Raw genomic sequence first — 13,080 nt, 5'->3', positions numbered from 1 at the left:
TAAGGAAAATTCTCTTTATTACACAGTCACGCACAACCCGCTGTAAAACGAAATATACAACCTGATATAATTGTTTACATTATTTCAAATTCAATATTAGATAACTATCAAATAACAGGTATTGCGTCAAACGCAAAGGATGGTTAACAGTAATATCTAGCCCGATTTTACAAGAATTGGCGCTTTACATACTCCGATGGGATTACTGAATTTGCCGACAACAACCTCGGCATGTAACACTTCGTTTACCAATGTAATCTTTCGTGCCCCCACCAGAATTCGAACGGCCACCTCAACCCTGAGACGAACCGTGTCGTGACCATGCCGACATAGCGACGCAACGGCATGCAGCGGTCGGCAAGCTTCAGCGGCGGATAGGGGAAGATGGGGCGCGCCGATGGGCACGGGTCGGGGCCTCCTTGAAAACACTTGCTTGAAAACACTTGCGCCCCGCGAAGGTTCGCGGGGCGCAAGATTGATTTCAACGGAGATAGAACTCAGTTCTTCCAGCGTGACAGAAGCACATCACCGTTCCGGTCTGTCGCCGCATCGTGAGTGAAGTAGCGGGACGCCGCTTCCGTTCGGTTGCGGACGTTCATCTTCTTGTAGATGTTGCGGACATGCACCTTCACGGTGTTTTCCGACAGGCCGAGCCGGTCAGCAATGATCTTGTTCTGCGTGCCCTTGCAGATGAGGTCGAGGATCTGGACCTCACGTGTCGTCAGGCCGTCAGGGCCAGCATCACGCTTGCGCCGGCCCGTTCCCGAGACGGCACCCGGACCGGACAGGTCCACGCGCCGGCCGTAGAGACCGGTCGCCGCAAAAGGCTCGGGCGATAGCCGCCTGAGCAAGGCGGCAGGAAAATGCTCGCCACCCTTCATCAGCAAATCGATGGCGGCGAGGCAGACGTCGAGATTGAGGTTCAGCGGCAGAACGCCGTGGATCAGTCGTTCTTCGACGAAACCCGCGATCGACGGGTCAAGCTCGTCCGCATTGTCCACCACCAGGCCGATCGAAGCGCGGGGGTGAAACTCGTGAATGGTTCTCAGAATTGCTGGAAAGGACTTGGGAGGCATCCGATACAGCATGATCAACGTCACATCGACGAGATTGCCGTCCAGCAGGTTGTCGGGGTCAGAAAAACTGACCATGTCGTGCCCTTGAAACCTGGAACCGACTGCCTGCATCAGGCACTCGGCAAACAGGTCGATCTTGGCGAGCATGACGATCTTTTTCTTTTGTGACAAAGCCTTGTTGTTATCTTCAAAATCACCCACGTTGGAGCTTCCAGGATACATTACGCCCTCCTAGGATTTTTCCATTTATTTTTATGGGTACTCGGAATTGCCCGCAGAGCACCCGCAATTTCAGAAAATTTATTCGGAACCACTAAATGTCGCGATCTTCCTGCGCGGGAAAATTCGCGATAGCTAATGTAACGTAAAGATCTGCGCAACGAAAGCGCCCAAAAGGATTAGAGATGCATCATATGGGCTTTTAAATCGTTATAAATCGAACCATCTTTGGGTTATATCGCAAAGGTTTTGTTTACCTCGGTGCGGAAAGCCACCGAAAACAACGGTATAGAGTGTCCCCGCCACCTCCGGCATTTGTTCATTTTCCCCGCGTGCGGGCCCTCCCAAGCGACTAAATGGGTTAGTCGCGCGGGCCCTCAGCGTCGGATTTAACCCTGCCTTCAGCCTCGTTATACGCAGCAATACTTCCTCCGGGTTAACCAGCCAGCCCTTCGGAACGGCGAAACACCACCATCTCGCGCAAACGAACGGCGTCGCTTGTCGCCCGAGGGCGTGGCGGCTCACAGCAAAGAGTTGAATTCGCTTTCCGCAACAAGGGCTTGCGATCGTTGGGTAGATGGGAAAGAGTGAGTAATTACAAACCACTAACCAGAATTGGTATCTTCCGCCCCGCCAGTTTTGGAGTCACATTGGACGTTCGTTCCGCATGTTGAAGGGCAACAAGGCCGGCTTCGCGCAGGGCCCCGACAAAAAAATCGTCACTCAACTCGGAAGTGTTGCGTCAGCGTAACCCTGAGTAAGCGTAAGAAAAGGATATATTTCCTGCGGTACACAATCCGCGCGTGCACATTTTGCAAAATATAGAAGCGAAGAATCTATTTTAAGAAAGCGATAGATCAGACAGTAGAATATTGAACATCGCTCACACCGAAGCCAACGCCAGTAGATACCGTTAAAATTAAAGGTATTTGGTGTTGGCTTCTTTTTTTTGCGCGCCAATAAATCGGCTCGCCGAAGCTCCCGGCGGTTCATTTTCGGACGCCCCACGATGTGGCGCGCACGCTCCTTCAAACCAACACGCAACACATACCCACCAAAACGATGGTATCAGGCCGCGCTCGCCGTGCAGTCGAGCGACTGCAGCTCCTCGCGAAAGGCAAAGCGGATGATGTGGCTTTCGACGATCCCCTTGCCCTCTTCGAGCCCTTCGGCATCGGCCGCCTCGACGACGAAGGACAGCCGATCGCCACGCGCCGCCATCCGCGCCGTGATGCCGCCGGAAAACACGATGACGGAATCCGTTTCGCTATATTCGACCGTCACCTTGTGCGCGAAATGCTTCGACATCTGCTGAAGATATCGTGACGCGCGTTCCGTGGTGAAACCGCTTTCGGCTTTTCCCATGTCTTGTTCCTTGTGCTGACAGGCGTGCTCTCGCGTATGCGCGCTGCATGGATTCCCTGGTCGGCAATGACCGGGGAATCCATGCAGAAACTGCGATCATTTCTTGCTGAGCGCCTGGGTGATCTGGTCGACGATGTCCTGCTGCGATTTCAATCCGGAAGCCGTCAGGTACAGCTTGGCGGAATCGAGATAGACCACCTGTCCCTCCTTCCACGCCTTCGTCTGGCGAACCAGTTCGTTGTCGAGAAGGGCCGCGGCCGGCTGTGCCTGCTGGCCGATCGCAGCATCGCGGTCGACGACAAAGATCCAGTCCGGGTTGGTCTCCAGAATGTACTCGTAGGACACGGCCTGCCCGTGCGTCGCGACCTCAAGGTTCGGGTCCGCCGGCTTGATGCCGAAGCGGTCGTGCAGTTCGCCGAAGCGCGATCCCTTGCCGTAGGCGCTGATCTTGCCGCCGGTCGTCAAAAGGATAAGACCGGTGCCCTTGTCGGCCGAAAGAGCGCGCAAGGCTTCAATCGACGCGTCGAGCTTGGCGATGCTCGCCGTGATTTCGGCATCCTTGCCGAAGATCTGGCCGAGGATGGCCGCGTTCTTCTTGACGCTGCCGATCTGGTCCTTGTCGTCGGAGGTCAGGTCGATCGTCGGCGCGAGCTTGGCGACGTCGGCATATTTGGACTGCGACCGGCCGCCGACGATGACAAGGTTCGGCTCGGCCGCGTTGATGGCTTCATAGTCCGGCTCAAATAGCGTTCCGATCTTCGGATAGCTGTCGGCCTTGTACTTTTCGAGCGACGGCGGAATGGCCGAACCCGGGACACCGGCGACCGGAACCCCGAGCATTTCCAGCGTCTCCAGCATACCGAAGTCGTAGACCAGCACCGTCTTCGGATTCTTCTCCACCTCGGTCACGCCGCTGCTGTGTTCGATCTTCAGCGTTTCGGCCGTGGCTGCCGAAGCACCGCCAACGGCCACCGCAGCCGCGAGAACGAGACCACGCAGAGCATTAGACAATGGAGATATATTCATGACTTTTTTCCTCATGTTTACCCAATCCTCGTAGCGCGATTTTGGCGGAAGGGCAATGTGCGCAATCCGTGCATCTTCTGCGCGCACAAAACTTGACGAGAGCGATCATATATATGACTAAGGCGAGCCTTGGATCGGGCACCCTGCCCGCGACGGCAACGAGGGCGCTGCGGCTGTCGATCGTCAAACTCAGGCACGGGATACAAAAGAGCGATGGTCAAAGCAGAGAACGTGCGGAGCGCGGCTTTACGATGAGGCCAACCGTCATCGCCATCCTTCTCGTTCTGCTGCTTGCCGCAGCCAGCGTCTTTACCGGCGTCGGCAGCCTTGCCGCCACAGGCGGGGAGCGTGGCTGGCTGCTGGTGGTGGAAAGCCGCGTGCCGCGCACGCTGGCGCTGATGCTTGCGGGCGCTGGTCTCGCCGTTTCCGGCACGATCATGCAGATGCTGGCGCGCAACCGCTTCGTCGAGCCATCGACCGCCGGCACCGCGGAATCGGCCGCCCTCGGCATGCTCGTCGCCATGCTGGTCGCGCCGAGCCTGCCGGTCGCCGGAAAGATGGTGTTTGCGGCGCTGACGGCACTGATGGGAACCGCCCTGTTCCTACAGATTCTGCGACGGGTTCCCTTGCGCTCGCAGTTGATGGTGCCACTCGTCGGCATCATGCTCGGCGGTGTCTTCAACGCCATTACCACCTTCGTCGCCTATCGCTACGACCTGATGCAATCGATGGGCGCCTGGATGTCGGGCGACTTCTCTGGCGTGCTTCGAGGGCGCTATGAACTGCTGTGGATCGGCTTCGCGCTCACGCTCGTTGCCTACGCAACCGCGGCACGCTTTACCGTCATCGGCATGGGCGAGGCAATCGCCCGCAACGTCGGGCTCGACTACGACAAGGTCGTCACGCTCGGGCTCGTCATCGTCTCCATGGTCACGGCAACGGTCGTCGCCACGGTCGGCATGATCCCGTTTCTCGGGCTGGTGGTTCCCAATGTCATCAGCCTCATCGCCGGCGACAATTTGCGGCGTACGCTGCCGGCCATTGCCTTGACCGGCGCGGGGCTGGTGCTGGCCTGCGACATCGTCGGCCGGGTGGTGATCGCGCCCTACGAGGTTCCGGTCGGCACCGTCATGGGCGTGATCGGCAGCCTGGTCTTCCTCTACCTGCTGATTTCGAGGCGCGCGCATGCAGGCTGACGCCAACCGGATCTCACCGTCCGTCGTGCTCATCGTGTCGGCCGCACTGGCGCTCGCCTCGATGATCGCCTTCATGACCGTCGGCGCGAAGGGCAGCTGGTCCTTCCTCCTCTCCTTCCGCGGCACGAAACTTCTCGGCCTGGTGCTAGTCGCATATGCGATCGCCGTCTCCACCGTGCTTTTCCAGACGATCTCCGGCAATCGCATCCTGACACCCTCCATCATCGGCTTTGACGCCATGTATGCGCTGCTGCAGACGATCATGGTGTTTTTCCTCGGGGCGGCCGGTGCTACGGCCGCTGACGCGCGGCTGCAGTTCACGATAGAAACGGCCACCATGGTCGGCTTCTCGCTGCTCCTGTTTCGCGCGCTGTTTTCCGGCGCCAGCCGCAGCCTGCACTTGCTGATGCTGGTCGGCATCATCCTTGGCGGTCTTTTCCGCAGCCTCTCGTCCTTTCTCCAGCGCATTCTCGACCCCAACGATTTCATCGTGCTTCAGGACCGGCTGTTTGCGAGCTTCAACAGCATCAACGCCGACCTTCTCGGGATCGCAACGGTTGCAACCCTCGCCGTGACCTTCGCGCTCTGGCGTCTGTCTCCGACGTTCGACGTTCTTTCCCTCGGGCGCGAAGCGGCAATCGGCCTCGGCGTCGATCACCAGCGCGTCGTCACGCTGCTTCTGGTGCTGATCGCCGTGCTCGTATCGGTTTCGACCGCGCTCGTCGGACCGGTGACGTTCTTCGGCCTTTTGGTCGCGAGCCTAGCCTGGCAGCTGACGCCGACCGCCAGCCATCGTTTCGTGCTGCCGGTTGCCGTCGCGATCGCGATCACCACCCTGGTCGGCGGCCAGGTCGTTCTCGAGCGGTTGTTTGCCTTCAACACGGCGCTCAGCATCGTCATCGAATTCTTCGGTGGCCTTGTCTTCATCTTCCTGCTTGTCCGAGGATCTCAGCGATGATCGAAATCCAAGAGGTGTCGAAAGCCTATGGCGGCAACAGGGTCGTCGACCGGGTGTCGCTCACGCTGCCGGCCGGCGGTCTGACCTCGATCATCGGCCCCAACGGCGCCGGCAAGTCGACGCTTCTGTCGATCGTCAGCCGATTGATGCCGATGGACGACGGCAAGGTGCTGGTCGATGGCCTCGATGTCAGCCGCGCCCCTGGCGACGTGCTCGCGCGCCGGCTCTCTATCATGCGGCAGGACAACCACATCACCGCCCGGCTCAGCGTGCGCGACCTCGTGGCCTTCGGTCGCTACCCCTATTCCAAGGGCCGGCTGACGGCGGATGATGCCGAGCACATCGATCGCTCGATCGCCTATCTCGGGCTTGAACCCTTTGCCGGCCGATTTCTCGACGAGCTCTCTGGCGGCCAGCGACAGCGCGCCTTCATCGCCATGGTGCTGTGCCAGGACACCGACTACATGCTGTTCGATGAACCGCTGAACAATCTCGACATCAAGCATGCGGTCGAGACGATGAAGCTGTTGCGCCGGCTCGCCGACGATTTCGCCAAGACCGTGGTGGTCGTCCTCCACGACATCAACTTTGCCTCGGCCTATTCCGACCGCATCGTGGCGATGCAGGGCGGGCGGCTGGCGTTCGAGGGAAGGCCCGAGGACATGATCGTGCCGGCCCGGCTGCAGACGATTTTCGATGTTGATTGCCGTGTGCACGCCATCGGCCAGACGCGCCTCGTCAGCTACTTCGAATAGGCCGGAAACGACGAAGGGCGCGCCAGTTCACGCGGCGCGCCCTGCCAATCTGATAAAGCCCGAAACGGCTACCTCACGGCACCCCTTGCGATCCGTCGCGATGGTCAGCCGCGCTGAGCCTCGCGCCCGACCCGGGCGGCGTCGGCAGCATGATCCTCGTCGGTCACGGACGAGAACCGCTTCAGGCATCGCCCGGCTCTCCTGTTGATGTCGTCCATGACGGTGAACATCACCGGCACGAAGACGAGGCTGAGTGCCGTCGAGGTGATGAGGCCGCCGATCACCGCAGCCGCCATCGGCGCGCGGAATGCGGCGCCGGCGCCGACGCCGATGACGGCCGGAACCATGCCGGCCACCATGGCGATGGTGGTCATGATGATCGGCCGGGCACGGGTGGCGCCCGCCTCAAGCAGGGCGCTCCGCCGGTCCGCACCTTCGTTGCGGCATTCGATCGCGTAGTCGACGAGCAGGATCGAGTTCTTGCAGACGATGCCCATCAGCATGAGGATGCCGATCATCGACGAAACGTCGAGGGCGGCGCCAAACAGGATCAGGGCCAAGGCCGCGCCGCCGATCGACAGAGGCAGCGCCACCAGGATGGTGAGAGGCTGCAGGAAATCCTTGAACAGCAGCACCAGCACAGCGGCCACCATCAGGATGCCGGCAAGCAGCGCGATGGCGAAGTTCCGGAACATCTCCGCCATGTACTCGGCGTTGCCGTAGTTGGCCTGCGACACCCCCGCCGGCAGTTCGGACATGGCCGGCAGGGCTTCGATCCGTTCGAACGCGGTGCCAAGCGTGATGCCGTCAAGATTGGCTTCGACCGCGATCAGCCGCTTGCGATCAAGCCGCTCCACGCTGCTTCCCTCGGCGCCGAACGAAATGTCGGCGACCGAGGTCAACGGCACGACCGCGCCGGCATTGGTGCCGACCCGCAGGTTGCGCAGGATATCGAGGTCGCCCCGCGTCGCTTGATCGAGCATCACCCGGATCGGCACCTGCCGGTTTCCAAGATTGAAGCGCGCCGAATTGCTTTCACTGTCGCCCATGGTCGCGATGCGGGCGACGGTTCCGATCGACGTCACGGAAACACCAAGCCTTGCAGCCTCTTCAAGGCGCGGCTTGACCAGGAGTTCCGGCGACAGCAGCGGTTCCGTCGACCGGACGCCGACCAGTCCCGGAAGCGCCTGCATTTCCGTTTCAAGCCGGCGCACCGACGCCGTCAGCGCCTCCGGATCGTCGCCCGTCAGATAGATCGAGAGATCCTTTGAACCCTCCGCCGAGGCGAAGGTCGCCTGGATATCCGGGATTTCCGAAAGCAACGGCCGCAGCGACAGCTCGAAGGACTTGCGGTCGAGTTCGCGCTGCTCGCGCGGCGTGAGCTTGATGCGCAGCGACACCTCGTTGAGACTGTCGGCGGTCGCAAAGATGCTCTCGACCTCCGGCCTTTGCTTGATCCTGTCGGCGAGTTCGTCGGAGACGCGGGCGGTTTCCGCGAGCCGCGTGCCGGGGGGAAGCGTCACCTTGAGCTGCGAGACGTTGCTTTCGCGCTCCGGCGTGAAGCCGGTCGGCAGCATGGTCAAAAGTGCGATCGACCCGACGAAGATCAGGGCGACCAGGGACAAGGCGGTCTTGCGGTGGTCGAGCGTCCAGCCGAGCAGCCGGCAATAGGCATCCGCAAGCCGCGAGGGTTTGGCGGAATGTCCGTGCCCGGCCCTCGGTCGCAGCAGATAGGCCGCCATCAGCGGCGTCAGCAGGCGTGCGACAAGGAGCGAGAACAGGACGGCGAACGCGACGGTCAGACCAAACTGCTTGAAATACTGTCCGACCGCACCGCCAATGAAACTGACCGGAGCAAAAACCGCGACGATGGTCAGGGTCGTCGCGACGATCGCCAGCCCGATCGCGTCCGCAGCGTCAATCGCCGCGATGAACGGTCGCTTGCCCATGTCGACGTGGCGCTCGATGTTTTCAATCTCAACGATCGCGTCATCGACGAGAATGCCGATGACGAGCGTCAGCGCGAGAAGGCTGATGCTGTTCAGCGTGAAGCCGAGCAGATCCATCACCGCGAATGTCGGCAGGATGGAAAGCGGCATTGCCACCGCCGAGATCAGGGTGGCGCGCCAGTTGCGCAGAAACGCGAAGACCACGACGATCGTCAAAAGCGCGCCTTCGATCAGCGCGGTCACGGCCGCGTCGTAACTTTCCTGCGTGTATTCGACATAGGAGATTTCTTCCTTGAACTCGACGCCGGGCATGCGCGCGCGGATCTCGTCCAGCCGCTGAACGACGGCGTTGGCGACAACGGTGTCGCTCGCCCCCTTGCTGCGCGAGACCGCAAAGCTGACGACGGGTGCGCCGTCGACCCGGGCAAAATTGCGCGGCTCCGAGGACGTGTCTTCGATCGTCGCGATGTCGGAGAGCTTGACCCACCGGCCACCCGGAAGCGGGATCGAGAGCTGCGACAGTTCGTCGATAGACGCTGCGCTGCCGACGGTGCGGATCGACTGTTCGCGACCGCCGATTTCGCCGCGGCCGCTCGGCACGTTGGTGTTGATCTCTCTCAGCGCCGTGTTCACCTGATCGGCGGTGACACCGAGCGCCAGCAGCCGTTCGGCGTTGAGCGAGACGCGGACTTCGCGATTGACGCCGCCGAGCCGCTGCACCTTCTGCACGCCCGGCAAGGTCAGCAGCTCGCTATTGACCGTGTCGTCGACGAACCACGACAACTCGACCTCCGACATCGCAGGCGCGCGGACGGCGTAATAAATGATGGGCAGGCCATCGACATCGAGGCGCGAGACGGTCGGCTCCTGGATCGATTGCGGAAGGTCGGAGCGGATCTGCGCCACCGCCTCGCGGACATCGTTGGCGGCGCGATCCGGATCGGTGCCGATCTTGAACTCGACCGTGGTCGTCGAAAGGCCGTTGCCGATGGTCGAGCGGATGTGACTGACGCCGACAAGGCCGGCAACAACCCCTTCGACCCGGCGTGTCACCTGGGTCTCCATCTCGGTCGGCTGAGCGCTCGGTTGGCCGACGGTTACGGTAACGATCGGAAAGGAGACGCTCGGATCGGCATTGACGGGCAGCCTGAAGAAGGAGGCGAGGCCGACAAGCGTCAGCACCACGAACAGGACGATCGTCGGAACGGGCTTTCGGATCGCCCAGGCGGAAATGTTGCTGGTCATGGCTTCTTGTCCGTCTGCGCCGGCTGAACGTCCTTGACCACCACAGCCTCGCCGCTGCGAAGCGAGACACCGGCCTTGAGCACGACACGTTCGCCGTCAGTGAGACCGGAGACGATCTCGACCTTGCCATCCTGGCGCATGCCGGGCTTGACCACCTTGCGCACCACATGGCCGCTTTCGACCACGAACAGCGAGACCGCTCCATCAGGTGCGTCGTAAAGCAGTGCGGAATCGTCGACCATGATCGCATTGCGTTCGGAGATGACGATCTGAGCGCGGCCGAAGGTTCCGGCAAAGGGCTGCTTTTCGGTGTTGAGCGTGATCTGAGCGGTTCCAAGGCGGGTTTCGCGGTCGATCTTCGGATTGATCACCCGCACCCGGCCGTCGATCCAGTCGCTTCGGCCGGAAAGCTTGACCCGGACCGTCTGGCCAACGGCAAGCAGCGGCAGCTCGGTCTCCGGCACTTCTGCGGCAAACTCGATCTCGCCGTCGCGGATCAGCTTGACCAGCGGATCGGAACCCGCAAGGGCCCCGGCCCGGGCGAGCCGCTCGGAGACGATGCCGGCGGCCGGCGCCACGATCACCGCACGCTCGAGCTTGCGCCGCGCCTCGGCTTCGAGCGCCTGGGCCTGCTCGTAATCGGCGCGTGCGACCTTGACCGCCTGTTCGGCAATGGCGAGCGCCGAAACGCGCTCCTCGAGCGTGGTCGCGGCCTGGAGATGGCTGAGCTGACGGGCGCGGGCCAGCTTGCGTTGCTCCTGCGTGACCGTTTCCTCCTCCCGCGCCATGGTGGCGCCGGCGCGCGCAACGCGTCCTTCGGCCTCGCGCAAAAGGTTTTCCAGCATTTCGGTTTCAAGCCGTGCAATGACCTGCCCGGCCGCCACCCGGTCACCGATCTCGACCTTGACGTCGGCGATGCGCTGGTCGGTCAGCGTGGTTCCGACCGCGATCTCCTCACGGGCGACGAAGATGCCGGCAAAGGATCTGGTCCATTGCTGCGGGCGGCTGTCGGCCACAAGCGTCGACACCATGCGGGTGATCGGAGCGGGATCCTTGGGAACGGACGCCGCAGCCTCCCCGGATGCCCTCGCCGCACCACCGGTGATGGCAAACACAAGCCATGCCGCAAGCACGACGTTCAACTCATTAGTGCATCTCATTTCATTGGCTTTCCATGGCGGGTCTGTGGATCGCAACGTCTCGATGCGACCGGACCTCGAGGTCGTACAAAGCGCGCTTAATAATTATTAGATTAGTCGATCTAATCAAATGACTTAGCAAACGCGCCAATTGCAAGGCAGATCACACACTAGCATTGCGGGAAGATGGCGATTCCCCCTGCGGCCTGCGACCTGGATAGCGCTCGACCGTCGAACGAAATTCGAGTACTCGGTCTAATAATTAGGCGGCCGCGCAAGGAGAAGCAGGGATGCGCAAGATCGACCCCGAAAAGCACGCCGCCAGACGTCGGCTGATCCTCGATGCCGCAATCGCCTGCTTTTCGCGCAAGGGTTTCCACGGAACGTCGACGGCCGAAATCTGCGCCGAGGCACGCATGAGCCCAGGCAATCTTTTCCATTACTTTCCGACCAAGCACACCATCATCGCTGCGATCGTGGAGGAGGAGCGTCAAGAAACGGCGGAGATTTTTCGAAAGCTGGGTGAAGAGAAGGACCTGTTGGCCGCTTTGCTGGGCTTTATGGACACTGTTCTCGACCTTGCCGGGGACCCGGCCTATTCCAGCCTGGCGCTTGAAATCGCCGCCGAGGCCATGCGCGACGAACGTATCGGCGCGCTTGCCGCGACGAACGATGCCGAACTGCAGGCAGCGCTTGCGGCCCTGATCAGCGGTGCGGCCAGTCGAAACCAGGTCGATTCGGCCATCGATGCGCCCGGCGCTGCCCGCTGGATCGCCGCGATCATCGACGGCATTTTCAGCCGGATTGCTGTCGATCCCGGTTTCAGCCCGAAGGACGAAGGCGCAATGATGCGGCGTCTGCTGACCCGCTTTCTCTGTTCCTGAGGCCGATGACCTTAAAACTGCGCAGCGCACATGAAGCGCGCTGCGCAAATCTGTTGCTGGCCTCGTCCTTCAGGCTCTCCCGGCACGACCTGAGAGAGCCTGGAAACCGCCGACCTCAGCCACGCTTCTGGATGACGCCGTAGACGATGTTCTTGTTGGCGCCGAAGAAGACGCGGGCGTCGATCGCAGATTTTCCGGCGCTCTTGTGGATGATGTTCCACATGTCGGCCTCGGAGCGAAGCAACAGCGCCCAGTTCATGAACGTTTCCATGTAACCATCGACGCCGATATCGGTAGCGAAGTTGGCAAACAGGAAGACGCCGTTCGGCTTCAGCATCTGCAGGCAGCGATGCGTCAGCTTGATGGCCACCTTGTCGGCAAGGTAATCGTAGAGGCCGGCGGCGTAGACGAAATCGAACGTGCCGAGCTTCTGGTCGCGGCCGAGCAGGCTGCGGACGGAACCGTCCACCGCCTCGATCGCGGTGCCCGAGAAATCGCGGCTGATCGATCCGACGCTGAGCGGGTCCTGATCGAGCGCCACCCAGCGCTTGATGCGTCCCTCGTTCAATGCCACCGAGCGGTTGGCTTCGCGCAGATGGCCGGCGGCAATCGTCAGGATTTCCGCCTGTCCCCCACGGCTCGCGGCAATGTCATCGACGTGCCGGGTGAGGATATCGCGACGCTCGCGCACCGCCACCGAAGAGGATGCGTCCTTGGTGTAGTCGTAAAGCGCATGCCCGACGGTCGACGACCGCTCGATTTCCGCAGCGACGCTTGGGTGGCCGTAGATGAAGTCGAGCAATTGCGCATCACCCGAATAGCCCCGCGGCTTTTCGAACGACCAGCGCGTGAACGGATCCTGCAGGAAATACTCCGAAACCGGATGATCCTGCGCAATAGGGATTAGCTCTTGCCACACGGTGGGGTGGTACTTGGCACGAACCTGATGAAGTGAACCGGCAAGGCGGTCGATGATTTTTGCCGGCTCCGTGCCTTGAAGAAATTGTTCCTGAGCAACCCTGAGTATCAATGCAAGCTCGGCCTTGCCGGTCGAGAGCTGTTCGTCATGCCGTTCGCCCCTGGGCGAAACGAACTCATCGGCCATTGCCTTGGGAGTAATGAGGCTTTGACCGTCGAAAACAGTCTGAAATTGGCGCACGCGAGACCATCCGTTAAAGGTTTGTTAACAATGGTTGCGAAGATGTGCGCATTCCAGCTCGGATTGCAAGTTTTTGTATATAATAAGGTAAATTCCTGTGTCTCATCCC

The 13,080-nt window shown here is 60.9% G+C and carries 10 protein-coding genes; 4 read left to right on the top strand and 6 right to left on the bottom strand.

What is annotated here, in order from left to right:
* Nucleotides 1-497: 497 nt before the first annotated feature.
* The 3 genes from VGO12_RS22750 to VGO12_RS22740 form a co-directional block, all read right to left on the bottom strand.
* Nucleotides 498-1,298: a response regulator transcription factor gene (locus VGO12_RS22750; protein ID WP_327515010.1), complete on the bottom strand. Its 801-nt coding sequence runs from the start codon at nucleotides 1,296-1,298 to the stop codon at nucleotides 498-500.
* A gap of 1,065 nt (nucleotides 1,299-2,363) precedes the next feature.
* Complete coding sequence (locus VGO12_RS22745) at nucleotides 2,364-2,660, bottom strand: DUF2218 domain-containing protein (protein WP_327515009.1); 297 nt, start codon at nucleotides 2,658-2,660, stop codon at nucleotides 2,364-2,366.
* Nucleotides 2,661-2,756: 96 nt separating this feature from the next.
* Nucleotides 2,757-3,686: a siderophore ABC transporter substrate-binding protein gene (locus VGO12_RS22740; protein ID WP_327515008.1), complete on the bottom strand. Its 930-nt coding sequence runs from the start codon at nucleotides 3,684-3,686 to the stop codon at nucleotides 2,757-2,759.
* A 251-nt stretch (nucleotides 3,687-3,937) separates the two neighbouring features.
* Between VGO12_RS22740 and VGO12_RS22735 the strand changes: the two genes are divergently transcribed.
* The 3 genes from VGO12_RS22735 to VGO12_RS22725 are packed head-to-tail and all read left to right on the top strand — an operon-like array spanning nucleotide 3,938 to nucleotide 6,595.
* On the top strand, nucleotides 3,938-4,882 hold the full coding sequence (locus VGO12_RS22735; protein WP_327515007.1) for an ABC transporter permease: 945 nt from the start codon (nucleotides 3,938-3,940) through the stop codon (nucleotides 4,880-4,882).
* Complete coding sequence (locus VGO12_RS22730; RefSeq protein ID WP_327515006.1) at nucleotides 4,872-5,840, top strand: iron chelate uptake ABC transporter family permease subunit; 969 nt, start codon at nucleotides 4,872-4,874, stop codon at nucleotides 5,838-5,840. The genes VGO12_RS22735 and VGO12_RS22730 overlap by 11 nt, the downstream gene beginning before the upstream one ends.
* Nucleotides 5,837-6,595 carry an ABC transporter ATP-binding protein gene (locus VGO12_RS22725; protein ID WP_327515005.1) on the top strand — a complete coding sequence of 253 codons (759 nt, stop codon included), beginning with the start codon at nucleotides 5,837-5,839 and terminating at the stop codon, nucleotides 6,593-6,595. The genes VGO12_RS22730 and VGO12_RS22725 overlap by 4 nt, the downstream gene beginning before the upstream one ends.
* 104 nt (nucleotides 6,596-6,699) lie before the next feature.
* Here the strand turns inward: VGO12_RS22725 and VGO12_RS22720 are convergent, their stop codons facing one another.
* Together VGO12_RS22720 and VGO12_RS22715 are read right to left on the bottom strand one after the other, a co-directional pair.
* Complete coding sequence (locus tag VGO12_RS22720) at nucleotides 6,700-9,789, bottom strand: efflux RND transporter permease subunit (RefSeq protein WP_327515004.1); 3,090 nt, start codon at nucleotides 9,787-9,789, stop codon at nucleotides 6,700-6,702.
* Nucleotides 9,786-10,949 (bottom strand): efflux RND transporter periplasmic adaptor subunit, encoded by a 1,164-nt coding sequence (locus VGO12_RS22715; RefSeq protein ID WP_327515003.1) that lies wholly within the window; start codon nucleotides 10,947-10,949, stop codon nucleotides 9,786-9,788. Before VGO12_RS22715 ends, VGO12_RS22720 begins: the two co-directional genes overlap by 4 nt.
* 269 nt (nucleotides 10,950-11,218) lie before the next feature.
* Between VGO12_RS22715 and VGO12_RS22710 the strand changes: the two genes are divergently transcribed.
* Nucleotides 11,219-11,812 (top strand): TetR/AcrR family transcriptional regulator, encoded by a 594-nt coding sequence (locus tag VGO12_RS22710; protein ID WP_327515002.1) that lies wholly within the window; start codon nucleotides 11,219-11,221, stop codon nucleotides 11,810-11,812.
* A 115-nt stretch (nucleotides 11,813-11,927) separates the two neighbouring features.
* Here the strand turns inward: VGO12_RS22710 and VGO12_RS22705 are convergent, their stop codons facing one another.
* On the bottom strand, nucleotides 11,928-12,971 hold the full coding sequence (locus VGO12_RS22705; RefSeq protein ID WP_327515001.1) for a class I SAM-dependent methyltransferase: 1,044 nt from the start codon (nucleotides 12,969-12,971) through the stop codon (nucleotides 11,928-11,930).
* Between the last annotated feature and the right edge of the window lie 109 nt (nucleotides 12,972-13,080).

This window comes from Ensifer sp. (genome assembly GCF_035999135.1).
GTDB lineage: Bacteria > Pseudomonadota > Alphaproteobacteria > Rhizobiales > Rhizobiaceae > Ensifer.
Note: the sequence above shows the minus strand (reverse complement) of the source record. Positions and strands in the feature narration are given on the sequence as shown.